General features: G+C 68.2%; 28 protein-coding genes. 17 read left to right on the top strand and 11 right to left on the bottom strand.

Translation table 11 applies throughout. The annotated features are described in order from the left end of the window. Window positions 1-30: 30 nt before the first annotated feature. Together ACSG06_RS13405 and ACSG06_RS13400 are read right to left on the bottom strand one after the other, a co-directional pair. Entirely contained in the window at window positions 31-270 is a 240-nt protein-coding gene (locus ACSG06_RS13405) for a zinc ribbon domain-containing protein (protein ID WP_440990783.1), read from the bottom strand. Window positions 271-357: 87 nt separating this feature from the next. After that, a complete protein-coding gene (locus ACSG06_RS13400; RefSeq protein WP_440990782.1) occupies window positions 358-633 on the bottom strand; it encodes a DUF4234 domain-containing protein in 276 nt (91 codons plus the stop codon). A 178-nt stretch (window positions 634-811) separates the two neighbouring features. Here ACSG06_RS13400 and ACSG06_RS13395 point away from each other — a divergent pair, with 178 nt between their 5' ends. The 7 genes from ACSG06_RS13395 (at window position 812) to ACSG06_RS13365 (ending at window position 4883) form a co-directional block, all read left to right on the top strand. Beyond that, window positions 812-1093, top strand: coding sequence for a winged helix-turn-helix domain-containing protein (locus ACSG06_RS13395; protein ID WP_440991430.1), 282 nt, complete (start codon window positions 812-814; stop codon window positions 1091-1093). Between the two features lie 54 nt (window positions 1094-1147). Next, window positions 1148-1450, top strand: a complete 303-nt coding sequence (locus tag ACSG06_RS13390) for a DUF8036 family membrane protein (protein ID WP_440990781.1) — start codon at window positions 1148-1150, stop codon at window positions 1448-1450. A gap of 131 nt (window positions 1451-1581) precedes the next feature. Next, window positions 1582-2172 carry a COG4315 family predicted lipoprotein gene (locus tag ACSG06_RS13385; protein ID WP_440990780.1) on the top strand — a complete coding sequence of 197 codons (591 nt, stop codon included), beginning with the start codon at window positions 1582-1584 and terminating at the stop codon, window positions 2170-2172. Window positions 2173-2330: 158 nt separating this feature from the next. Further along, complete coding sequence (locus tag ACSG06_RS13380) at window positions 2331-2525, top strand: cold-shock protein (protein ID WP_256298372.1); 195 nt, start codon at window positions 2331-2333, stop codon at window positions 2523-2525. A 612-nt stretch (window positions 2526-3137) separates the two neighbouring features. After that, window positions 3138-3368: a TrmB family transcriptional regulator gene (locus tag ACSG06_RS13375; protein WP_440990779.1), complete on the top strand. Its 231-nt coding sequence runs from the start codon at window positions 3138-3140 to the stop codon at window positions 3366-3368. A gap of 78 nt (window positions 3369-3446) precedes the next feature. After that, window positions 3447-3977: a 50S ribosomal protein L16 gene (locus ACSG06_RS13370; protein ID WP_440990189.1), complete on the top strand. Its 531-nt coding sequence runs from the start codon at window positions 3447-3449 to the stop codon at window positions 3975-3977. Between the two features lie 30 nt (window positions 3978-4007). Then, window positions 4008-4883, top strand: coding sequence for an ATP-grasp domain-containing protein (locus tag ACSG06_RS13365; RefSeq protein WP_440990778.1), 876 nt, complete (start codon window positions 4008-4010; stop codon window positions 4881-4883). 40 nt (window positions 4884-4923) lie between these two features. Here the strand turns inward: ACSG06_RS13365 and ACSG06_RS13360 are convergent, their stop codons facing one another. Further along, window positions 4924-5313 (bottom strand): Hsp20/alpha crystallin family protein, encoded by a 390-nt coding sequence (locus ACSG06_RS13360; RefSeq protein WP_089732030.1) that lies wholly within the window; start codon window positions 5311-5313, stop codon window positions 4924-4926. Window positions 5314-5402: 89 nt separating this feature from the next. Next, window positions 5403-6416, bottom strand: a complete 1014-nt coding sequence (locus ACSG06_RS13355) for a type II glyceraldehyde-3-phosphate dehydrogenase (protein WP_440990777.1) — start codon at window positions 6414-6416, stop codon at window positions 5403-5405. 219 nt (window positions 6417-6635) lie between these two features. Between ACSG06_RS13355 and ACSG06_RS13350 the strand changes: the two genes are divergently transcribed. The 8 genes from ACSG06_RS13350 (at window position 6636) to ACSG06_RS13315 (ending at window position 12907) form a co-directional block, all read left to right on the top strand. Further along, entirely contained in the window at window positions 6636-6854 is a 219-nt protein-coding gene (locus tag ACSG06_RS13350; protein ID WP_440990776.1) for a hypothetical protein, read from the top strand. 45 nt (window positions 6855-6899) lie between these two features. Beyond that, window positions 6900-7850 carry an aminopeptidase gene (locus ACSG06_RS13345; RefSeq protein ID WP_440990775.1) on the top strand — a complete coding sequence of 317 codons (951 nt, stop codon included), beginning with the start codon at window positions 6900-6902 and terminating at the stop codon, window positions 7848-7850. A gap of 480 nt (window positions 7851-8330) precedes the next feature. Then, window positions 8331-9707 carry an NAD-dependent succinate-semialdehyde dehydrogenase gene (locus ACSG06_RS13340; protein WP_440990774.1) on the top strand — a complete coding sequence of 459 codons (1377 nt, stop codon included), beginning with the start codon at window positions 8331-8333 and terminating at the stop codon, window positions 9705-9707. 55 nt (window positions 9708-9762) lie between these two features. Then, the gene (locus ACSG06_RS13335) at window positions 9763-10110 is read left to right on the top strand and encodes a hypothetical protein (RefSeq protein ID WP_440990773.1); all 348 of its coding nucleotides are present in this window, start codon (window positions 9763-9765) and stop codon (window positions 10108-10110) included. 51 nt (window positions 10111-10161) lie between these two features. Then, entirely contained in the window at window positions 10162-11073 is a 912-nt protein-coding gene (locus ACSG06_RS13330) for an ABC transporter substrate-binding protein (protein WP_440990772.1), read from the top strand. A gap of 147 nt (window positions 11074-11220) precedes the next feature. Then, entirely contained in the window at window positions 11221-11664 is a 444-nt protein-coding gene (locus tag ACSG06_RS13325) for a DUF7344 domain-containing protein (protein ID WP_440990771.1), read from the top strand. Then, window positions 11648-12016, top strand: a complete 369-nt coding sequence (locus ACSG06_RS13320) for a HalOD1 output domain-containing protein (RefSeq protein ID WP_440990770.1) — start codon at window positions 11648-11650, stop codon at window positions 12014-12016. Before ACSG06_RS13325 ends, ACSG06_RS13320 begins: the two co-directional genes overlap by 17 nt. A 90-nt stretch (window positions 12017-12106) precedes the next feature. Beyond that, a complete protein-coding gene (locus tag ACSG06_RS13315; RefSeq protein ID WP_440990769.1) occupies window positions 12107-12907 on the top strand; it encodes an HAD-IIA family hydrolase in 801 nt (266 codons plus the stop codon). 1 nt (window position 12908) lies between these two features. On the opposite strand, the gene ACSG06_RS13310 is transcribed toward ACSG06_RS13315, so the two are convergent. From ACSG06_RS13310 to ACSG06_RS13295, 4 genes are all read right to left on the bottom strand, one after another. Next, window positions 12909-13142 carry a DUF7385 family protein gene (locus tag ACSG06_RS13310; RefSeq protein ID WP_440990768.1) on the bottom strand — a complete coding sequence of 78 codons (234 nt, stop codon included), beginning with the start codon at window positions 13140-13142 and terminating at the stop codon, window positions 12909-12911. A 62-nt stretch (window positions 13143-13204) separates the two neighbouring features. Continuing rightward, a complete protein-coding gene (locus ACSG06_RS13305; protein WP_440990767.1) occupies window positions 13205-13858 on the bottom strand; it encodes a lactate utilization protein in 654 nt (217 codons plus the stop codon). A gap of 146 nt (window positions 13859-14004) precedes the next feature. Beyond that, window positions 14005-14352, bottom strand: coding sequence for a thioredoxin family protein (locus ACSG06_RS13300; RefSeq protein ID WP_440990766.1), 348 nt, complete (start codon window positions 14350-14352; stop codon window positions 14005-14007). An 86-nt stretch (window positions 14353-14438) separates the two neighbouring features. Continuing rightward, window positions 14439-15371: an alpha/beta hydrolase gene (locus ACSG06_RS13295; protein ID WP_440990765.1), complete on the bottom strand. Its 933-nt coding sequence runs from the start codon at window positions 15369-15371 to the stop codon at window positions 14439-14441. Between the two features lie 272 nt (window positions 15372-15643). Between ACSG06_RS13295 and pdhA the strand changes: the two genes are divergently transcribed. Next, the gene (gene pdhA, locus ACSG06_RS13290) at window positions 15644-16750 is read left to right on the top strand and encodes a pyruvate dehydrogenase (acetyl-transferring) E1 component subunit alpha (protein ID WP_440990764.1); all 1107 of its coding nucleotides are present in this window, start codon (window positions 15644-15646) and stop codon (window positions 16748-16750) included. A gap of 6 nt (window positions 16751-16756) precedes the next feature. Here the strand turns inward: pdhA and ACSG06_RS13285 are convergent, their stop codons facing one another. Then, a complete protein-coding gene (locus ACSG06_RS13285; protein WP_440990763.1) occupies window positions 16757-17779 on the bottom strand; it encodes a deoxyhypusine synthase in 1023 nt (340 codons plus the stop codon). A gap of 51 nt (window positions 17780-17830) precedes the next feature. Here ACSG06_RS13285 and ACSG06_RS13280 point away from each other — a divergent pair, with 51 nt between their 5' ends. Then, window positions 17831-18409, top strand: a complete 579-nt coding sequence (locus ACSG06_RS13280) for a DJ-1/PfpI family protein (protein ID WP_440990762.1) — start codon at window positions 17831-17833, stop codon at window positions 18407-18409. A 9-nt stretch (window positions 18410-18418) separates the two neighbouring features. Here ACSG06_RS13280 and ACSG06_RS13275 read toward each other — a convergent pair whose 3' ends face one another. Then, window positions 18419-19705, bottom strand: coding sequence for an MFS transporter (locus ACSG06_RS13275; RefSeq protein WP_440990761.1), 1287 nt, complete (start codon window positions 19703-19705; stop codon window positions 18419-18421). A gap of 39 nt (window positions 19706-19744) precedes the next feature. After that, window positions 19745-20410 carry a helix-turn-helix domain-containing protein gene (locus tag ACSG06_RS13270; RefSeq protein WP_440990760.1) on the bottom strand — a complete coding sequence of 222 codons (666 nt, stop codon included), beginning with the start codon at window positions 20408-20410 and terminating at the stop codon, window positions 19745-19747. Window positions 20411-20438 lie beyond the last annotated feature (28 nt).

Below are 20438 nucleotides of genomic sequence, written 5' to 3'. Positions count from 1 at the left end.
CCGACAAAAAACTACGCCGGGCCGAAACCCTCAGAACTCCTCGGTCTCGTCCTCGTGGTCGTGTTCGTGGCCCATGTCACCGGCGTCCTCGAGGTTCTCACCACAGTTCGGACAGGTGTTGGCACCCATCCGGACGGCCTCTCGGCACTCGGGACAGACCCACATCTCCTGCTTGTTGCTGATGTAGTAGTATATGCCAACCGGCAGGCAGAGGAACAGTCCCACGATCAGCCCGGCCATGCTTCCGTCGAATTCGGATGTCGTCTCCATACACGGTCCAAATCAAAGACCGCTCACTTAAATGTGTCGTCGATGAAACCTTTCCACGACACCACGGAGGATGCTAATTTCCAGCGGTCAGTTCGCCGCGGTCTGGTTGATGCCGGACTGGATCCAGTACCAGGACAGTACGCCGAAGACGAGGAACAGGATGAACAGGATCTCCTTGTCCTGATCCGTGACGGCCTCGGCGGCGTCGGCGACCTGCCAGGCGCAGACGAAGTTCAGCACCGGGATGACACCGAAGATGGGGGTCAGGCTCTTGTCGGTCGCCGCATCCAGCTGTTTGGCCGTGCTGTAGAACCAGTACAGCGGGTAGAGTCCCAGCGTGACGACCGTCAGGCCGACCTGCATACCGAGTGACTTCTGTTCGAGCGCCGATGGGTTCGTGAGTTGGGCAGTTCCGGATATACAGGCGGAAAAGTCAGGTGATAATACATAAATGTTCGGGCAGCGACGCCCCCGACTCGTCGACGACTGCGCTCCCGCCACCGTGTACGTTTACAAGCACCTCACGAGTAGCGACAGACGGATGGAGGGCGTGCTCTGGTACGTGCTGGCGAGTTCTCGCGGCGGGCCGTCACGGGTCCGTATCGTGCGCGCCATCGACGAGCGCCCGCGCAACGCCAACCAGCTCGCGACCGAGCTCGACCTCGACTACACCACGGTCCGCCACCACCTCGACGTGCTCGTTGAGAACAACGTGGTCGACCGGAGCGGCGACGAGTACGCGGCGGTGTACACGTTCACCGACGCATCGCGGGCGAACTGGGACACCGTCGAGGAGATACTGGCGACGGTGGAGGACGACTGAGTATGGACGAAATTTGGACAACACGGATAACGGTCGGCACACGAGAGGTGAACGATGACGGTCTGGCTTGAGGTGGCCCTGGCCGCCGCCGGGATCAACGTGCTGCTGTTGCTCGCACTGGGGTCGGTGTGGCTCCAGGGCTACCGACAGCACGGTGCCCAGCACACGCTCGGGCTGCTGGTGTTCGCCGGCTTCCTCCTCGTCGAGAACCTGCTCTGGGTGTACTTCTACCTGCTCCACCCGGCGTTCATCGGCTGGTTCGAGGCGACCACCACCGAGGTGCAGGTGGGCATGACGATGCTCTGTGGGCTGGAGCTCGTCGCCCTGCTGTTCCTCGTTCGCATCACCTGGTGGTGACGGCTGTCGGGCGGTGACCGGGAGCCGCTCCGACCGGCCCCCGGCGTCACGGTGCCCGCGCTCCCGATGTCGGACGAATTTGGGACGGAGTTCGGACAATCCTCTTTAGCTGCTGTGTCGACGGTCCTCGTATGGTACGCACACGACGGGCCCTGCTCGGTGCGGTCGCGGGAACGCTCGCACTCGCCGGCTGCCTCGGCGACGGCGACGGCGGCGGTGGCGGGACGACCGCGGACCAGACGACGACCGCCCCGGCGACGACGGAGATGGTCACCGAGACCACCTCGCCCGCGACCACGACGGCCGGTGGCGACGCCACGGTGGCCGTCCGCAGCCACCCCGATCTCGGCGACGTCCTCGTCGGTCCGGACGGCCTGACGCTGTACATGTTCGACCAGGACGAGCGTGGTGCGGGCGCGAGCAGCTGCACCGGTGGCTGTGCAGACGCGTGGCCCCCGCTGACGGTCGACGGCGAGGCGATGGCCGGCGCGGGCGTCTCGGCGACCCTCTCGACGTTCGACCGCGGTGATGGCTCGACACAGGTCGCCGCGAACGGCTGGCCCCTGTACTACTACGCGAGCGACACCGACCCCGGCGACGCCACAGGACAGGGTGTGAACGACGTGTGGTGGGTGCTCGCGCCCGACGGCTCCCCCGTCCGGCCGTCCGGGACGACGACCGGTGGTGGTGGCGGTGGAGGCGGTGGTGGCAGCCCCTACTGACCCGCGACTCGGCCCACCGACCGCTCGAGACCGACTGGACCCGGCTCGAACCCCTCTCTCCGACGTATTCGGCCGGTAGAACCATTCTACACCGTCGTTCTCCCACTCAGACCGAACGCGGAAGCCTTATCGGTCTCCCGCTCGTGAGTTCAGTTGCAATGGCGAAAGGCAAGGTTGATTTCTTCAACGACACTGGCGGCTACGGTTTCATCGACACTGAGGACGCGGACGAGGACGTTTTCTTCCACATGGAGGACGTTGGCGGACCGGACCTCGAAGAGGGACAGGAGATCGAATTCGAGATCGAGGACGCCCCGAAGGGCCCGCGCGCGAAGAACGTAACCCGTCTCTGAGCGTCGGTTCCTAACGGACCCACGATCTGATTCACGCTCGCGCCACCTTCGGCGCGAGCTCACACCAACACCGCGAGCAGCGCTGCTGCTCGTCCGTTCTTTGAACGGCTACCTGCCTCGGAGTGACGACGACGCCCAGACAACCGGGGGCGGTGCGTCCACGAACGGCCAGTTCCGAGTCCAGACCCCCTACCGATTAGAACAGGCAGGTAGTTCTATACCACAGAACTACACGAATCGGTGCTATTATAGGAATATAAGTGTCCAAACTTGCGCTATTGGGCAAGATTTTAATACACCACCACCTACCTGAGAGTGCAGCGGTGACCCGCTGTGCGCTGGAGTGCACCTGTCGACACGAGTCTACAGGGTCTCCGTGTGCTGCCGTCACTCATGCTCTGACGGCGGCCGTGAGTGGCTGCACGGCCGCCGTCCCCGTGTCCTACACATCGGCGAGCGACCGCCGTGTTCGTCCTCGCAGCTGACCACCGATACTGTGTGATACACACTCGCCCGTGAGACCCAGTATCATTACGTATGGAAGGTAGTATTAGGTATTTTCACCGCATGGGGCATAACTTTATATTCGATGCAGACATCCATCGAGATACGATGAGCACCCAACGTGCTGCCCTCAGACGCACCGCAGAACCGATCCCCGGCGAACTGAACTCGCCGACCGCGAAGCTGGTCTACCTCTATCTCGATACCACCGGCCGGTCCACCGTCGACGAGATGCAGCAGTCGCTGAACGTCCCGAAGCTCGCGCTCTTCTCGGTCCTGGGCTCGCTCTCCGAGTCCGGCCTGGTCGAGTGCGACGGTGACTGCTACGCCGCCAGCTGAGGCCACCCACACCCCGCTGACGCGACTCCGCTTCGAAGCCTTTATTCGCGCGCTCGGCCTCAGTTGCCCGTAATAACCATGTCCGACAAACCGGCGTCGATGTACCGGGAGATCTCCAAGCCCGCGTACACCCGACGCGAGTACATCACCGGTATCCCCGGCTCGAAGATCGCACAGCACAAGATGGGCGACACCGCGAGCGACCCCGACGACTGGCCGGTCCAGATCAGCCTCGTGCTCGAGGAGGAGTGCCAGCTGCGTCACGGCTCGCTGGAGGCCTCGCGCCTCTCGGCGAACCGTCACCTCATCAAGACCCTCGGCGAGGGCAACTACTACATGATCCTGCGCAAGTTCCCGCACCACGTCATCCGCGAGAACAAGCAGGCGACCGGCGCGGGTGCCGACCGTGTTTCGGACGGTATGCGCCAGGCCTTCGGCAAGATCGTCGGTACAGCAGCACGAGTTCAGAAGGGCGAGCGCCTGTTCACCTGCTGGTGCACCGTCGACCAGGCCCCCGAGGTCAAGGACGCCTTCCGCCGCGCCTACAACAAGATCTCCCCGCCGTGTCGCGTCGTCGTCGAGCGTGGCGAGGAGAAGCTCATCGCGTAGGCTTTTCTTCCCGGGGTCGAACCCACTCGCATGGTCGACCTCGCAGTCGTCAACCGCGCCGAGACGTTCGAGCGGATGCGCGCGCCGCTCGCCGAGCGCGGGATCTCCGTCCACCACGTCCAGGTGAAAGAGCGCACGCTCGCGCTCTCGCCCGATGCAGCACCGTTCTCCCGCGGACAGTTCGACGCCGGCTTCGTCTATCCCGGCCGGATGATGGAGGGTGGCGTCGCCGACGCGCTGCTCGACGTGCCCTGGCTCAACGGCCGCGACGCGGTGCTCACCTCGCGGAACAAGGCCGCAGTCCTCGCACGACTCGAGCGTGCCGGGATTTCCGTCCCTCGGTCGGTGTACGTCTCGAACCCGGCCGACGAGTCTGCCGTCGCGGAGGCCGTCGAATCGCTCGACCCACCCGTGGTCCTCAAGCCGAACTCCACGACCCGGGGCATCGGTGTCGCGAAGGTACCCGACCTCGACTCGGTGCTCGGGGTCACGGACTACCTGAACCTCGTCCACGACTTCCGGGCCACGGGCGACCGCTCCTACCTCGTCCAGGAGTTCGTCCCCGAGGCGCGTGACTACCGGGTGATGGTGCTCGACGGCGAGTACGTCGGCGCGGTCGAACGCCGGCTCTCCGAGGCCGACCGCGAGGCCGGGCGCTGGAAGCACAACGTCCACCGCGGGGCCGAGGCGACGCCGGTCGACCTCGACGCCGAGTACCGGCGGCTCGCAGAACGTGTCGCCGACGAGCTCGGGGTTCGATTCCTCGGCGTCGACCTGCTCGTCGGGCCGGACGGCGTCGTCGTCAACGAGACGAACGCCCGCCCGACCATCGACGACGCGGGGAAGTACGAGGACGGCTTCTGGGACCGGCTCGCCGACGCGATCCGGGAGACGGCCGGCGCGTAGCCGCGGCTCGCGGCGTGAAAAGTGGGGGAAGTGGGGGTCGCTACTTCAGGTCGATGCCCGCGGAGGTGTCCAGTCGCTCGAAGACGACCTCGAGGACGCCGTTGTTGTAGGTCGCTGTCGCGTTGTGCTCGTCGACCCTGCTGGGGAGTTCGACGCGCTCGTGGTACTGTCGGTGCTCGCTCTCGGCACCGATGGTGAGTGCCTCGCCGTCGCACTCCAGCTTGATGTTCTCTTTCTCGACACCAGGAAGATCCGCCACCACACGGATCTCGTCGTCGGTCTCGTGGATGTCGACGTGCGTGTCCGAGCCGAAGCCTGCGTCGCCCTCGAACTGCATGTCGACCGACCGATCGCCCATCATCTCGTTCATCATCCGCTCGATCTCCTTGAAGAAGTCGTCGAACGGCTCGTCACGGTCGTCACGACGCATGGGACAGCCTTGCAGCCGTCGGGTCAAAAGCCTTCTGTCCCGGTCAACTTCACCGAAAACTTCGAAAACAGCCGGCGCGGGCGCCGGTGCTACAGCCCCATCCCCATGGCCTCGTTCGTCGTCTCGATGCTCTCCGCGGCGTCGCTCTCGCCGAGGATGGCCCGCACCGCGTCGACGTTCTCCGGCACCACGTCGGACTCCTGGTGGATGGCCTGGAACAGGTACAGGTCGTTGTCCTCCATCGTGACCGACTCGCCCCAGATGCAGTTCTCCCAGATGTCGGCGCGGGGCCGGCCCACGTCCTGTGCGTACTCCTTGAGCTTGCCCGCGCCGTCGATGGCCATGTGCTCGTCGATGACGAACGTGCGCGACTGGGATTCGAGCAGCTCGCGGACCTCCTCGGCGTCGGGTTCGGCTTCGAGCTCGACGTTGACGCTGTGGGTGTGCATCAGCGTCGCGGGCACCTTCAGCCCGAGCGTGTCGATGGCGAGGTCGGGGAAGATGGTGTTCACGTCGGGGCCGTGGTGGCTCGGCAGGCTGACCGGGTTCGGCAGGATGTCGTTTATCGGTCCGCGACCGGTCTGGGCAGGGTCGCCGCCGCGGCGAACCAGCGTCGCGCGCACCTTCTCGATGCCGTACTCCTCCTGCAGGGGCGCGACGAGGCGGGAGAGCCCGGTCGTGTTGCAGGAGACGACGCGGGCGACGTCCGCGCCGGTCGTCTCGTCGTAGTTCGCGCGGGCGTTGAAGCTCACGTCGGCGGCGTCGGCGTCCTCGCCGCCCTGGAGGAGCGCGGGCGTGTCGTGCTCGCGGTACATGGAGACGTTGTCCGCGCCGATGCCCGAGGGGCAGGCGTCGACGACCACGTCGGCGGCCGCGACGAGCTCGTCGACCGTTCCGGCGAGCTCGATGTCGGCGTCGTCGAACAGCGGGATGCGGTCCTCGATGGCGGCGTACAGCGGGTAGCCCTTGTCGACGGCCGTCTCGGCCTCGAAGTTCGGGCGCGTCTTCGCGACGCCGACGACCTCCATATCTGGCTGGGCGCGCACGGCGTCCGCGACGCGCTTGCCGATGGTACCGTAGCCGTTGATGGCCACCTGGATCATACCCGAACCTCGATAGCCCCGCGAGATAATCGTTTCGAGGCTCCTCCCTACTTCGGCGGCGAGTAAGTCCTCCCGCGGCGACGCCACGGCCCGGTGCCGTCCGACGCTAATCGGTCGTTAGGTGGGGAGTACTGATTTCCTTGATAGGTGTAACAGTTCATTTCTGCCGATATACGATGAAAGAACTTTTGTCGAGCGTCGTCGTACCCGGAATCGACCATGCTCTCCGCGGGACTGTTCGTCGCCGGGCTGGTGCTGTTCGTCGGCGGCGTGAGTGCCATCCGGACCACGCCCGGCGGCACCGAGCCCGCGGACACCTTCCTCACCGGGCGCGCCCGCCGCCACCACCGCGACGGCCCGATGGACTACGTGCAGGTCGACGGTGCCGTCCTCGGCGTCATCGGGCTGCTCGTCATGCTCGGGACGACACTCCTGTGACCGCAGACGGCAAGCCCTAACACGGCTCCCGCCGACCGGTCGGGTATGACCGACCTCCGCGAACCAGCCGAGACCGCCGTCCGACAGTGTCTGAACCTCGCCAGCGACGAGTCCTGCGTCGTCGTCACCGACGACAAGCGCCGCCCCATCGGCGAGGCGCTGTACGAGGTCGCCAGCGAGATCACCGACGACGCGACCCTCTGTTGCTACCCGCCGGGGAACCAGCACGGCGAGGAGCCACCCGAACCGGTCGCGGCGGCGATGGCCGCCAGCGACGTGTTCCTCGCGCCGACGACGAAGAGCATCAGCCACACCCGCGCCCGCGGCGACGCCTGCGACGCCGGCGCTCGGGGGTCGACCCTCCCCGGCATCACCGAGGAGGTGTTCCTGACCGGGCTCGACGCCGACTACGCGAACATCGCAGCCGAGTGCGAGGCGATGCTCGAACAGGTCGAAGACGCCGACGAGATCCGCGTCACCACCGAGCTCGGCACCGACATCACGTTCGAGCCGGGCGACCGCGAGTGGCGCTCGGACACCGGCATGGTCCACGAGCCCGGCGAGTTCTCCAACCTCCCCGCCGGCGAGGTGTTCGTCTCGCCCGAGAACGCGAACGGCGTCTACGTCGTCGACGGCACCATCGACCCCCACGGCCTGCTCGACGAGGGCGAGACGGTGACCATCGAGGTCGAGGACGGCTACGTCACCGCCACCGACTCCGACGAGATCGACTCGATGCTCGAGACCGCCGCCGAGGAGGTCGGGCAAGACGCCTACAACCTCGCCGAACTCGGCATCGGCACCAACGTCGCCGTCACCGAACTCGTCGGGAGCGTCCTCCTCGACGAGAAGGCCGGCGGCACCGTCCACATCGCCTTCGGCGACGACGCCGGCATCGGCGGCGACACCAGCGCGCCCCTCCACCAGGACGGCATCATCCGCGACCCGACAGTGTACGCCGACGGGGAGGAAATCGAACTGCCGACCGTGGAGTGACCCCGACGACGTGACAGTTCTGCCGACTTTTCACCACCGGCGTGCGCTGGCGAGCGTGTCGAACGAAGTGAGACCGCGAGCCGCCAGCGCGCGAGGGATGAGAAGCGCAGGGAGCGTGCGACCGAGCATCGGTCACGAAACGCTCGCGTTTCGTGAGCCCGCCAGAAATCTCTGATTTCCGGAGATGCAAGCGGGTGTGGAGGCCTGAGGGCGGTTGCGGTCGCGGTCGGGGTGGGACTGAAAGGGGCGACTCTCTCGGCGACCCCCGACGAAACAAGGACCGCAACGGAGTGAGGACCGCAGAGAGTCGTGGGAGCCGAGAGAGTCGGGGCTTTCTGGCTGGGGTCGTCTCCAGCGGTTCACACGACTGACGAAGCCGATCCACGGTCCACAGGTGCTTCAAATCGGAGCACGCCAGTCGTCCACAATTCTCAGTTCGACGGCCAAAGCTAGTAGTAGCAAGTCCGCGAATCACCGGCCATGGAGCGAATCAACCCAGCGACCGGTGAGCACGTCGAGACGGTCGCAGAGCACGACGACGCGGCGGTCGAGGAGCGGCTCGCGACGGCGGCGGACACGTACGAGTCCTGGCGCGAGGTGCCGATGAACGAGCGGCGGCAGCTGCTGGAGGAGGCGGCGGACGTCCTCCGGGAGAACGAGGACCGGTACGCGGAGCTGATGACGGTTGAGATGGGGAAACCCATCTCGCAGGCGAAGGGCGAGGTCCGCAAGTGCGCGTGGGTCTGCGAGCACTACGCGGAGAAGGCCCCGGAGTACCTGCAGGACGAGGTCATCGGCGGGGCGTCGCACGCGAAGACGTACGTGCGCCACGAGCCCATCGGGCCGGTGCTGGCGGTGATGCCGTGGAACTTCCCGTTCTGGCAGGTGTTCCGGTTCGCCGCGCCGAGCCTGGCGGCGGGCAACGTCGGCCTGCTGAAACACGCCTCGAACGTGCCGGAGTGTGCGCTGGCCATCGAGGAGGTGTTCCGCGAGGCGGGCTTCCCGGAGGGCGCGTTCCAGACGCTGCTCGTGGGGGGCTCGAAGGCGAACGACGTCATCCGCGACGACCGGGTGCGGGCGGTGACGCTGACCGGGAGCGAGTTCGCGGGCAAGCAGGTCGCGAAGACGGCGGGCGAGGAGCTGAAGAAGACGGTGCTGGAGCTCGGCGGCTCGGACCCGTTCGTGGTGCTCGACGACGCGAACCTCGACGAGGCCGTGGAGACGGCGGCGATGGCCCGGCTCCAGAACAGCGGGCAGTCCTGCATCGCGGCGAAGCGGTTCATCGTCCACGACGACGTGTACGACGAGTTCGTCGAGGCGTTCGTCGACGAGATGGACTCGTGGACGGTCGGTGACCCGATGGAGGAGTCGACGGAGGTCGGCCCGCAGGCCCGCGAGGACCTGATGGAGGACCTGCACGACCAGGTCGAGCGCAGCCTCGCGGACGGTGCCGAGTGCCTGCTCGGCGGCGAGCCGCTCGAGGGCGACGGCTACTACTACCCCCCGACGGTGCTGGCCGACCTCGAACCCGACATGGCGGTCGCCTGCGAGGAGACGTTCGGCCCGGTCGCCGCGGTGTTCCGCGTCGAGAGCGAGGACGAGGCCGTCGAGATTGCGAACGACTCGCCGTACGGCCTGGGGGCGTCGGTGTGGACCGACGACCTCGACCGCGGCGAGCGCGTCGCCCACCGCATCGAGGCGGGTGCGACGTTCGTCAACGAGATGACGAAGTCCGACCCGCGCCTGCCGTTCGGCGGCGTCGGCATCTCGGGCTACGGCCGCGAGCTGGCGGCCGACGGCATCCGCGAGTTCGTCAACCGGAAGACGGTGTGGGTGCAGGCGGCGGACGACGAGTAGGGAGCCGCGACGACGCTTCGGCAGGGCTAAATCGCCGGGGCGTCACGCCCGGGACATGAGCAGGCAAGAGCAGTTCGACCGCGCGAAGTGGCACCTCGCGGGCGTCATCGTCGCCTTCGTCGTGCTGGTGGTCGTGGTCGTCGCGACCGGCGCATCGGTGCCCGTGCTGGGGCTGGACGCCCCCTCGACGCGGTTCGCGGCCATCGGCGCGTTCCTCGCCGCCGTCGGCGGTGTGTACACGGTCCACGCGAAGATCGTGACCATCTGGCTGACCGCCCGGACGCAGGGTATCGACGACCTCGAAGCGGTCGAGGTGACCGACGAGGACGTGTCACAGCGCCGCAACGGTGCGCTGCTGATGTTCGTCGGCGGGCTGGTCGTCCTCCTCGTCGGGTTCCTGTAGCGGCCCGTTATCGACCGTCGATTTATGCCGCCACCGCCCCCAGCCATGGGTATGAACGTCGTCACGCTGCTGCCCTCCGCCACGGAGGTCGTCTTCGCGCTCGGGGTCGAGCCCGTCGGGGTGTCCCACGAGTGCGACCACCCGCCCGCCGCGGCCGACCTGCCGGCCGTCGAGTACAGCCGGGTCGACGCCGACGCGTCGACCGCCGAGATCGACCGACAGGTGCAGGAGGCCGAGGCCGCGGGCGGCGTCTACGGCATCGACGTCGACCTGCTGGACGAGCTGGACCCGGACCTCGTCGTCACGCAGGGCGTCTGCGACGTCTGTGCGGTCGACGAGGTGCTCGTCCACGACGCCGTCGAGCGCATCGACGCCAACCCCGCGGTGCTGACGACCGACCCCCACAGCGTCGGCGACGTGTTCGACGACATCCGGCACGTGGGCGCGGCGCTCGACCGCGAGGCTGCAGCGGCGGACCTGGTGGCATCGCTCGAAGAACGCGTGGCGGCGGTCCTCGAACGTGCGGCCGACTGCGAGCGCAGGCGCGTGGCGGTGCTCGACTGGACCGACCCCGTGATGGTCGCGGGCCACTGGGTGCCCGAACTCGTCGAGGCCGCGAACTGCGAGTACGGGATGGCCGACGTCCGCGACCCCTCCACGCCGCGGGAGTGGGCCGACCTGCGCGAGTACGACCCCGAGGCGCTGGTCGTCGCCCCCTGTGGCTACGACCTGGAACAGACCCGCGCGAACCTGTCGGACCTGACCGACCGGCCGGGCTGGGACGAGCTGACCGCCGTCGAGGACGGCGACGTGTGGGCCATCGACGGCAACCACTTCCTGAACCGGCCGGGGCCGCGCGTGGTGGACTCGCTGGAGCACCTCGCGGGCGTGCTCCACGAGGAGTTCGAGACGCCGTCGCGCGAGGTGGCCGCGCCGCTGTCGGAACTGGCGGCTGCGCGCTGAGGAGCCAGCCGGTCGCAGTCCGGTGACAACCCGGACCGGACGTGGCGGGCATCCCGCGGGTGAACCAGCGCCACGTCTCGGTGGTCCGTAACCAACGCCACCCCGCCTGTGTCAAAATTTAACAGCCCACACGACATGTGATGGTCCATGGACGACGAGACGGGGCGAGAGGCGACATCGGGGGAGCGACCGGGCGAAGACGTGGCGCTACCGCCGAAGGCGGTGCTGACGCTGGACCACGTCTTCGACGCCCTCGGGCACCCACGGCGGCGGTACATCTGCTACACGCTGCCGGCCGAGGACGAGTGGACGCTGACCGATCTCGCGACGAAGCTCGCCGCCTGGGAGCACGACGTGGCAGAGGTCGAGGTCACCCCGGAGCAGCGCGACCGCGTCTACGTCTCGCTGTACCACGCACACATCCCGAAGCTGGTCGACGACGGCATCGTCACGTTAGACGAGGTGACCGAGACCGTCGAGCCGGCCGAGAACGCAGCGCAGGTGCTGCAGGCACTGGCCGGCATCGGGAGCAGCGTCGACGCGGCACAGGAGGAACACGCACGGGGTGAGATAGATGCCGAGGAAGACTGACGGCCCGGAGGAACCGACGGTCGCGGAGGACCCATCCGTCGATGGCGGGACGGAGTGGAGGGAGGTCGCACAGCGACACTACGACCGCGACACGGACGCGGAGCTGACGACGGCCATCGTGTACGCCATCGCCGACGCGATGGACGTCGAACCGCGCACGGTGCGCTCGCCGCCGCTGTACGACTGCGTCGACGCCGCCGCGCTCGACGAGGCGTTCTTCGGCCCCAGCGTGGGCGACAGCCGCCGGAACAGCGTCGGGAGCGTCGAGTTCGAGTACCGACGGTACCGCGTCACGGTCCGGAGCGACGGCTGGATACAGGTGGCCGAGCCGGTCGAGCAGACCGGGGTGTAGCGGCGCGTCCCGTCGCTCCGGCTCCACGACCGAGGCCACACCGACCGGCAGCACCGGGAGTTACGACCCTCCCCTCCCAACTTCCACGCGATGACACGACGCGCGGCCATCGTCGACCTCGACGGGACCGTCTGGCGCGGCGAGGCGGTGATTCCGGGTGCGGCCGAGGGCATCGCCACCCTCCGCGGGGCCGGCCTCGCCATCCAGTTCGTCACGAACAGCACGAGCGTCGACCGCGAGGCGTTCCCCGGGACGCTCGAAGCCATGGGCATCCCGGGCGACGTCGGCGGCCTCTCGACGGCGGCGTCGGCGACCGCGACCTACCTCGCCGAGCACCACCCGGACGCCGACGTGTACGTCGTCGGCTCCGACGTGCTCTACGACGAGGTACGAGCAGCTGGACTCACCATCGTCTCCGACCCTGACCCGTCGTCGCGACCGCGTGATGTCGCACCGGCCGACGTCGTCGCCGCCGGGAAGGCCTACGACATCGACTTCGACCTGCTCACAGAGACGCTCTGGGCGTTCGACCAGGGCACGCTGTTCGTCGCGACCAACACCGACCGGACGTTCCCGACCGAGGCGGGGCTCAAACCCGGCGCGGGCTGCACCGTCGGCGCCATCGAGGGCATGACCGGCCGCGACCCGCTCGTCGTCGGCAAGCCCTCGGAGCACATGGCCGACGCCGTCACCGAGCGGCTGGGCGTCGCCCCCGGCGAGTGCCTCGTCGTCGGCGACAACCTCCACACGGACATCCTGATGGGCGAACGCGCCGGGATGGAGACGGCGCTCGTGCTCACCGGCACCACCCGGCGCGAGGAGATCGGCGGTGCGGGCGTCGAACCCGACCACGTCATCGACTCGCTCGGCGACGTGGGCGAGCTGCTCTGAGCTACTGCTTGTGCGTGAAGATGACCGCTTGGTCGTCGACGGTGCCGACACAGAGGTCGAGCTGCATCGTCAGGTCGAGGCTCGTCGGGTTCTCCTTGCAGACCACGAGGTCGTCGAAGGGCTCCTCGCAGGCCGGACAGGCGACCGCGACCGTGTTCTGGTAGCTCTTCACCGACCGGTTCTCCTCGCGCAGCGTCAGCGACGCCACGAGCTCGTCGAAGTCGACATCCTCCATACGGCTCCCTACCGAGCGACGGCACATAAAATCAGACGCGTTGCCAGTCGGACCGAGCCGGCTCAGTAGCCGAGGTCGTCGCGCACGAGCACGACCGTCGTCCGGCCCGCCTCGGTCTCCTGCCGGTAGATGAGCTGCTTGGCGACGACCGAGCCGGCGCCGTAGGCGTCCTGTGCGCGGGCGTCCTCCAGCGGGAAGACGAACTCCTCGAGCCTGTCGAGGGCGGCGTCGAGGTCGTCGACGATCTTGTTCACGCCGGAGACGAGCAGCAGGTTCCCGGCGGCGAACGGGTACGCGCCGATGCGGCTGCCCGAGGCGTCGGCGGCGACGAGCTCGCCGGTCTCCGCGATGGCGTTGACGCTGCCGAGGAAGTAGTCGGCGGTCTGGGCCTCGCGCCGGAACTGCTGGCGCTCCGCGTCGTCGTCTATCTCCCAGACCTGCCCGGCGAGGTTCTCCCAGCCGTGGTCGTCGCCGTTCAGGTACTCCACGAAGCCGATCTCCTCGAGCGTCGTCGAGTGGCCGTTCATCACCGACGCATCGGACGGGATGGCGTCGACGAGCACGTCGAGGGCCTCCTCGGCCGTATCGACGACGACGACGTCGAAGCCACGTGTTTCGAGGTTCTCGACCGTCTCTTCGATTGTCTCCTCGTCGGGGAGCTGGTCGTACGATTCGTCCGCAGATACCGTCGTGAGATACTCCGCTTTCTCGGACATGATGAGGTGTGGGTCTCGCGGCGATGGGTGTCGCCGCGCGTCGACTCACACTCGGGCCGCGACGCCCATAACTGCTCTCGGACGCCGGTGTAAGCAGGTTACAGCGGTGTTACGACACGTGTTCACGCGGGCCCCGACTCCCCCGTTCAGGCCTCGCTCTCTCCGCCCGACTCGACGAACCGGACCATCCGGTCGGTCTCGACGAAGCCGTCGGCCAGCGTCGCGACCTGCTCGCCGTCGCGGAAGAGGACGAACGTCGGCGTGCTCCGCACCTCGAACCGGTCGAGCAGCGTCATGTCGTCGCCGGGATTCGCCATCGCGACCGCCGCGTCGGTGACCCGGGCGACGGTACCGATGACCGGCTCCATCGCCTGACACTTGCCACAGCCCTTGGTGTACAGTTCGAGGAGGACCAGCGGTTCGTCGGCGAGGAGGTCGTCGAGTTCGTCCGCGTCGGCGAGCCGGACGGGTTTGCCGTCGCTTCGTGTGCTCATACCGCCAGTACCCGGTCGAGCAACGTAACGGCACCGCCGGTGGGTGCGGCCTGCGCATCACCGCCAGGGGGCACATCGACCGGGACTCACCGACTGGCCAGCACGGCCGTCGCGAGGTCGTCCCACGCGTCGGCCGCCCCCGGCACCGTATCCGCCAGCGAGAGGAAGCCGTGTGGTGCGTCCGGATAGTGGAGATGCTCGACCGACACCCCCGCATCGTCGAGCGCGTCGGCGTACCGCGCGCCGTCGTCCCGAAGGGGGTCCACTCCGGCGGTGACGACGACCGTCGGCGGCGAGTCGGCGAACGGCCGCGCCTCCCCGCCCACGGTCGAGAGCGGCGAGAGCCGCGGGTCGTCGACCGGTATCGCGCCGTCGTCGCGGTACAGCCGCCAGAACCAGTCGAGGTCGGCACGGGTGAGCAGGGGCGCGTCGGCGTGCTCCTCGTGGGAGGCCGAGCCGAGCGTCGGGTCGACCATCGGGTAGAACAGCACCGCGAGCGAGACGGACACCTCGGCCCGCCGGGCGGCCAGCGCGGCCAGGTTCGCGCCCGCACTGGAGCCCGCGACGCCGACCCGACCCGGGTCGACGCCGAGCTCGTCTGCCGACCCGACCGTCCACTCGACCACCACCGTCACGTCGTCCAGGCCCGCCGGACACGGGTGCTCGGGAGCGAGCCGGTAGTCGACCGAGACGACCACGCTGCCGGTGTTCGCCGCCAACCGACGGGCGAGGTCGTCCGCCGAGTCGAGGGTGCCGAGGACGAACCCGCCGCCGTGGGCGAACACCAGCGCGGGTGCCGGCTCCTCGAGGCCGGACGGTCGGTACACGCGAATCGGAATCGAGCCATCCCCGTCGAGACGGGCGACCGTCAGTTCGGTCGTCTCGGCCGGGCCGCCGCTCCCCCGCGAGAACAGCTCCGCCTCCAGCTCTCGTGCGCCCTCGACGCCGAGTTCGTGCCACTCGGGAACGTCGGGGAAGTCGTCGATAGCGCGTTCGTACGCGGGGTCGAGCTCGGTCACTGCGACGACGTACGCGTCGCCGTGCGTTAATCGTCCGGGTTCCGGCCACCCGCAGCCGGGCCTTTATCAGCGATGCCGGGGCCAGACGTGGCGTGACATGAGCCCCACCGCACACGGGCCAGCGGGTGCGCGACGCGTCCGTGTGCGACGACACCGCCGGTGAGTCCCCCGCCACGGCGGCTCACGCGTCGCCTGCTCGCCACACCACCGCCAGCGACGGCGCCCGGCGGCAGTTTTATCGCAGATACTGCCTTGTTTCCAGCTAGCTTGGCATGTCTCTGGGCATCACGACCGACGATGACGACGTTCACCGGGTGCTCGACGTCGACGGATCGCTCGTCGACGGGGCGTCCATCCCGCTCTCCGACGGCGAGCTCCGGGACCTGTACGAGGACCTCAAACTCGCCCGCCGGTTCGACCGCAAGGCCGTCTCGCTCCAGCGGCAGGGCCGGATGGGAACCTACCCACCCATCTACGGACAGGAGGGCGCACAGGTCGCGAGCGTCCACGCGCTCGACGACGAGGACTGGCTGTTCCCCTCCTATCGGGAGAACGGCGCGATGCTGGCCCGGGGCGCGCCCATGGCGGCGAACCTCGAGTACTGGATGGGCTCCGAGTCGGGCAACGCGAGCCTCGCCGACCGGAACGTGTTCCCGGTCGCGAACCCCATCGCGACGCAGGTCCCGCACGCCGTCGGCCACGGCTGGGCCTCCCGCCTCGACGGCGACACGCGCGTCTCGCTCGTCCACTTCGGCGACGGCGCGACGAGCGAGGGCGACTTCCACGAGGGGATGAACTTCGCGGGCGTGTTCGACGCCCCCGTCGTCTTCTTCTGCAACAACAACCAGTGGGCCATCTCGGTGCCCAGGGAACGGCAGACCGCCAGCGAGACCATCGCCCAGAAGGCCACCGCCTACGGCTTCGACGGCGTCCGCGTCGACGGGATGGACCCGCTCGCGGTGTACGAGGTGACCCGGGACGCCGTCGACGGGGCACGCGACCCACTCGACGGCGAGACGCGCCCGACGCTCATCGAGGCCATCCAGTACCGTCTCGGCGCGCACTCGACCTCCGACGATCCCGGCGTCTACCGCGACGAGGAGCGCACCGAGGAGTGGAAACGGTACGATCCCGTGCCGCGGCTGGAGTCGTTCATGCTGGAGAGCGGCCGCATCGACGAGGCGGGCGTCGACGCCGTCGAGGCCGACATCGACGAACGCATCGAGGCGGCTGTACGGGAGGCCGAGTCGTTCGAGCCGGACCCGGACAACATCTTCGAACACACCTACGCCGGGCGGCCGCCGAAGCTCGATCGCCAGCGCGAGCATCTCCGCCAGCTGCGCGAGCAGTTCGGCGACGACGAGCTGCTGGAGGATTAGAAGGGGTCAGTCGTCTGCGGCGGTCGCTTCAGCCTCGTCCTCGCCTGCGGGCTCGTACTTCTTGAACGCTTCAGCGACCAACAGTGGCGTGACGAGCGTCGCCTCGGCCTTCACCTCGACGTGGTTCGTCACCTCCTCCTTGATCTTGCCCCACGAGACGGCCTCGTCCGGCGGCGCACCGGAGAGCGAGCCGTCGCCCTCGACGCCGGTCGAGATGTAGACCGCGTAGTCCGCGCCGCCGCGGAACAGGTTCGTCATGATGGCGTGGTGCTTCGGGAGCCCGCCCCCGATGACGATGAGGCCGGTCTTGTCCGCGAGCAGGCCCTCCTCGATGAGGTCGTCGTAGTCCTGGAGGATCTCGATGCCCACGTCGGAGTCGTAGCCCTGCTTGTAGTAGTAGAGGAAGTTGCCGACCTCGGCGTCGGTGAGCGCGGGGCAGAAGATGGGGATGTCGTTGTCGGCGGCGTTCGCGAGGATCGAGTCGTCGTCGTCGATGGTCGCGCCGAGCTCGCGGGAGAACTCGACCGGCGTGCGGACCTTCTCCTCGGCGAAGAACTCGGGGAAGAAGTCGTTGAGGTACTCCTCCAGCCAGACGTAGCGGTCCGAGGGGACGAAGATGTTGCCGAGCCGGTTGATGCCGCGCTCGCGCATCTTGGCCTCGTCGACGTCCCACTCGCCCATCTTGAACGGCTTCTCGGTCTTGATGACGTCCTCGGTGATGGAGCCGGAGGTGGTTATCATCACGTCGACGAGGTCCTCGCGGGCGAGGTACGCGAGCGTCTCGCGCAGGCCCGAGGAGACGATGTTCGAGGTGTAGGTGCAGTAGATCGTCGCGCCGTCGTCGCGCATCCGCTTCACGATGTCGATGGCCTCGGCGAGGTGGGTCGCCTGGAAGCCCGTCGTCTCGTAGCTCGCCAGCAGCTCGGCGAGGTCGAACTCGCCGGTGAAGTCGTACCCACGGACGTCGGGTGTCGTGAGCTCCTCCTCGGAGCCCGGGATGACGTTCTCCTTGGTGTCGTCGTCGGTCATGGCCGGAAAATCGTCCCCGACAGATAAGAGCGTTACACTTGTAGGTGACCCATGAACGTCGCTATCGTGCTGTACGACGGGTTCGACGAGCTGGACGCCATCGGCCCCTACGAGGTGTTCCAGACTGCCGGCGACCTCGGCTGCGAGATGGAGGCGTCGCTCGTAACAGTCCGCGAGCCGACGACCGTGACCGCCAGCCACGGGCTCCGCGTGGAGCCCGACGCCGCGCTCGAGGACGTGGACCCCGACCTGATCCTCGTCCCCGGTGGGGGCTGGAGCGACCGCGACGCCCCCGGCGCGCGCCGGGAGTTCGACGACGGCACCATCCCCGACGTGCTCCGCACGCTCGCGCCGACGACACAGCTTGCGAGCGTCTGCACCGGTGCGATGCTGCTCGCGGCCGCCGGGGTGCTGACGAACCGCCCGGCGACGACCCACCACAGCGCGATGGACGACCTCTCGGTGTTCGCCGACGTACGCGAGGAGCGCATCGTCGACGACGGCGACGTGCTCACCTGTGGCGGCATCACGTCGGGGCTCGACCTGGCGCTCTACATCGTCCGCCGGGAGTGCGGCGACGAACTGGGCGACGCCGTCGCGACCGAGATGGAGTACGTCCCGCGGGTGTAGCGCCGACGGTCAGGGGTCGACAGCAGTGGCATCGGTACCGAAGTCCGTCATCGCGCCGTAGCCCTCGGTGTACCACGTCGCGCCGAGGAAGGCGACGACGCCGGTCAGCGCGAACCCGCCGCCGGTGAGGAACACCCAGTGCATCCCCGGGCCGGTCATGAGGAAGCCGCCGAGCATCGGTGCGAGCACGCTGCCGGGTCGCCAGACCAGCTCTCGCACCCCGAAGCTGGAGGCGACGCCCTTGCCGTCGCTGCCCTCGTCGGCGAACAGCGCCATGCTCGCCGGCTCGCGGAAGGAGTCGGCCACGCCGAGCAGCATGTTGAGGCCGACGACGACGGGGAACGCCGCCGAGAGCGTCCCGACGACGGGGTACGAGCCCGGGAGTCCGAGCCAGTCGCCGAGGAACGGCGAGAACGGGACGAGCACGGCGACGGTCGCGTACATCGCGCCGCCGAAGAAGACGAAGAACGAGCGGTTGAACCGGTCCGAGAGCCGGCCGGTGTGGGGCTGGAGCAGCATGTTCGTCGCCTTCTCGCTCGTGAGCACGATGCCGACGGCGAACACGGACTCGTAGCCGAGCCCGCCCTGTGCGACCGTGACGCCGGCGTAGATGGGGACCCACGTCCGGACGAGCGTGACCGCGAAGGCGTACTGCGCGCGGAAGCTGGTCAGCGTGAGGATGCGCTCGTTCAGCGCGAGGTCGGAGAAGGGAAAGCCCTCGATGCGCGTCTCGTCGGGTTCGAGGTCGAGCCAGAGCCACACCGACACGACCGCGAGCAGCACGACGATGGTGGTGTAGATAGGCGTGAAACCGAACGCGTCGTAGACGACACCCGCGGAGAGGCCGCCGACGATGGCCGCGGCGAACCGGGCCGCGTTGGCGGTGCCGATGCGGGTCGCGCGCTCGTCGTAGGCGGAGCGCTCGCCGACGAGCGAGAGCGTCATCAGGCCGGAGCCGGTGACGGCGATGCCCTGAACCGCCCGGGCGGCGATGAACGAGAGGCTCGCCCCGTCGAACAGCGCGATGGCGCCGAAGCCGGCGTAGGCGACGAGGCCGACGAGCAGGCTCGCGACGAGCACCGTGCGCTTGTCGTAGCGGTCGCCCGCCCACGCCAGCGGGACGACAGAGACGGTCTGTGCCAGCGTGAACCCGGTCGTGAACAGGCCGATCACCAGCCCGGACGGCTGGAACAGCCTGATGTAGGTCGGGAGCAGGGTCGCCAGCGTGACGAAGCCGAAGCCGGTGGCGAACCGGGCGAGGTAGAGCGCGTAGAACTGCCTGGCGTCGTCGGACACGACCGGGACTCGGGAGGACGCCCGTGAAACCGTTTCGATTCAGAACGTCTCCTCGAGCAGGGAGCCGACGGCCCGCCGGAGGCGCTCGGAGGCTGCCTGCCGTGAGATGTCGAGCTCGTCGGCGAGGTCGCCGAGGGTCATCTCCCGCGGGACCGCGAAGTAGCCGCCCTCGTTCGCCAGCCGGAGCGCCTCGGCCTGGCCATCCGTGAGGCTGCGCGGGGCCGGTGTATCCGACCCGGGGACCCGGTAGATGCGTTCGAGCTCGAACGCGATACCGACCTCCTGGCAGTAGTCGAAGAAGGCGGTGAGCACGGTCCGGTCCGGGCCCTGGACGCGGTAGCGCCAGTCACCGTCGTCGCTGGTGACGTCGAGGACGCGGAAGCCGAGGTCGCCGAGGACGCCCGAGACGCGCAGGCCGTCGACGATTCGGACCCGGTAGACCCGGTGGTCCGCGGTCGCCGTCAGGGCGGTCGGGTCGGCGACTGTCGGGTCCTCCCGGAGCGCCTCTTCGAGCTGTGCGGCCCCGTCCCCCGTGGCTGTGAGGAACACCATCCAGTCACCGTCGACGGTCGGTGCCTGTGCGGTCAGCTGTACGCTCAGGTCGGGGTGGGCGGCGATGGTGTTGTCGAGGAGGAACCGGTCGTGCGACAGGCGGAGCTCCGCGACGGTCTCCATCCCGTCCGGTCCGCCGGCGTCGGGTGACACAACTTGTCACATGAGCAGACGGAGAGGG

This window comes from Haloarchaeobius baliensis (genome assembly GCF_052060055.1).
Lineage (GTDB): Archaea > Halobacteriota > Halobacteria > Halobacteriales > Natrialbaceae > Haloarchaeobius > Haloarchaeobius baliensis.
This window is presented reverse-complemented; position numbering and strand designations above follow the sequence as displayed.

What these genes read in the sequence shown, in the direction of transcription:
- ACSG06_RS13405 (WP_440990783.1), bottom strand. Translation starts at nt 270, where the DNA reads ATGGAGACGACATCCGAATTCGACGGAAGCATGGCCGGGCTGATCGTG.
- ACSG06_RS13400 (WP_440990782.1), bottom strand. Translation starts at nt 633, where the DNA reads ATGCAGGTCGGCCTGACGGTCGTCACGCTGGGACTCTACCCGCTGTAC.
- ACSG06_RS13395 (WP_440991430.1), top strand. Translation starts at nt 812, where the DNA reads ATGGAGGGCGTGCTCTGGTACGTGCTGGCGAGTTCTCGCGGCGGGCCG.
- ACSG06_RS13390 (WP_440990781.1), top strand. Translation starts at nt 1,148, where the DNA reads ATGACGGTCTGGCTTGAGGTGGCCCTGGCCGCCGCCGGGATCAACGTG.
- ACSG06_RS13385 (WP_440990780.1), top strand. Translation starts at nt 1,582, where the DNA reads ATGGTACGCACACGACGGGCCCTGCTCGGTGCGGTCGCGGGAACGCTC.
- ACSG06_RS13380 (WP_256298372.1), top strand. Translation starts at nt 2,331, where the DNA reads ATGGCGAAAGGCAAGGTTGATTTCTTCAACGACACTGGCGGCTACGGT.
- ACSG06_RS13375 (WP_440990779.1), top strand. Translation starts at nt 3,138, where the DNA reads ATGAGCACCCAACGTGCTGCCCTCAGACGCACCGCAGAACCGATCCCC.
- ACSG06_RS13370 (WP_440990189.1), top strand. Translation starts at nt 3,447, where the DNA reads ATGTCCGACAAACCGGCGTCGATGTACCGGGAGATCTCCAAGCCCGCG.
- ACSG06_RS13365 (WP_440990778.1), top strand. Translation starts at nt 4,008, where the DNA reads ATGGTCGACCTCGCAGTCGTCAACCGCGCCGAGACGTTCGAGCGGATG.
- ACSG06_RS13360 (WP_089732030.1), bottom strand. Translation starts at nt 5,313, where the DNA reads ATGCGTCGTGACGACCGTGACGAGCCGTTCGACGACTTCTTCAAGGAG.
- ACSG06_RS13355 (WP_440990777.1), bottom strand. Translation starts at nt 6,416, where the DNA reads ATGATCCAGGTGGCCATCAACGGCTACGGTACCATCGGCAAGCGCGTC.
- ACSG06_RS13350 (WP_440990776.1), top strand. Translation starts at nt 6,636, where the DNA reads ATGCTCTCCGCGGGACTGTTCGTCGCCGGGCTGGTGCTGTTCGTCGGC.
- ACSG06_RS13345 (WP_440990775.1), top strand. Translation starts at nt 6,900, where the DNA reads ATGACCGACCTCCGCGAACCAGCCGAGACCGCCGTCCGACAGTGTCTG.
- ACSG06_RS13340 (WP_440990774.1), top strand. Translation starts at nt 8,331, where the DNA reads ATGGAGCGAATCAACCCAGCGACCGGTGAGCACGTCGAGACGGTCGCA.
- ACSG06_RS13335 (WP_440990773.1), top strand. Translation starts at nt 9,763, where the DNA reads ATGAGCAGGCAAGAGCAGTTCGACCGCGCGAAGTGGCACCTCGCGGGC.
- ACSG06_RS13330 (WP_440990772.1), top strand. Translation starts at nt 10,162, where the DNA reads ATGAACGTCGTCACGCTGCTGCCCTCCGCCACGGAGGTCGTCTTCGCG.
- ACSG06_RS13325 (WP_440990771.1), top strand. Translation starts at nt 11,221, where the DNA reads ATGGACGACGAGACGGGGCGAGAGGCGACATCGGGGGAGCGACCGGGC.
- ACSG06_RS13320 (WP_440990770.1), top strand. Translation starts at nt 11,648, where the DNA reads ATGCCGAGGAAGACTGACGGCCCGGAGGAACCGACGGTCGCGGAGGAC.
- ACSG06_RS13315 (WP_440990769.1), top strand. Translation starts at nt 12,107, where the DNA reads ATGACACGACGCGCGGCCATCGTCGACCTCGACGGGACCGTCTGGCGC.
- ACSG06_RS13310 (WP_440990768.1), bottom strand. Translation starts at nt 13,142, where the DNA reads ATGGAGGATGTCGACTTCGACGAGCTCGTGGCGTCGCTGACGCTGCGC.
- ACSG06_RS13305 (WP_440990767.1), bottom strand. Translation starts at nt 13,858, where the DNA reads ATGTCCGAGAAAGCGGAGTATCTCACGACGGTATCTGCGGACGAATCG.
- ACSG06_RS13300 (WP_440990766.1), bottom strand. Translation starts at nt 14,352, where the DNA reads ATGAGCACACGAAGCGACGGCAAACCCGTCCGGCTCGCCGACGCGGAC.
- pdhA (WP_440990764.1), top strand. Translation starts at nt 15,644, where the DNA reads ATGTCTCTGGGCATCACGACCGACGATGACGACGTTCACCGGGTGCTC.
- ACSG06_RS13285 (WP_440990763.1), bottom strand. Translation starts at nt 17,779, where the DNA reads ATGACCGACGACGACACCAAGGAGAACGTCATCCCGGGCTCCGAGGAG.
- ACSG06_RS13280 (WP_440990762.1), top strand. Translation starts at nt 17,831, where the DNA reads ATGAACGTCGCTATCGTGCTGTACGACGGGTTCGACGAGCTGGACGCC.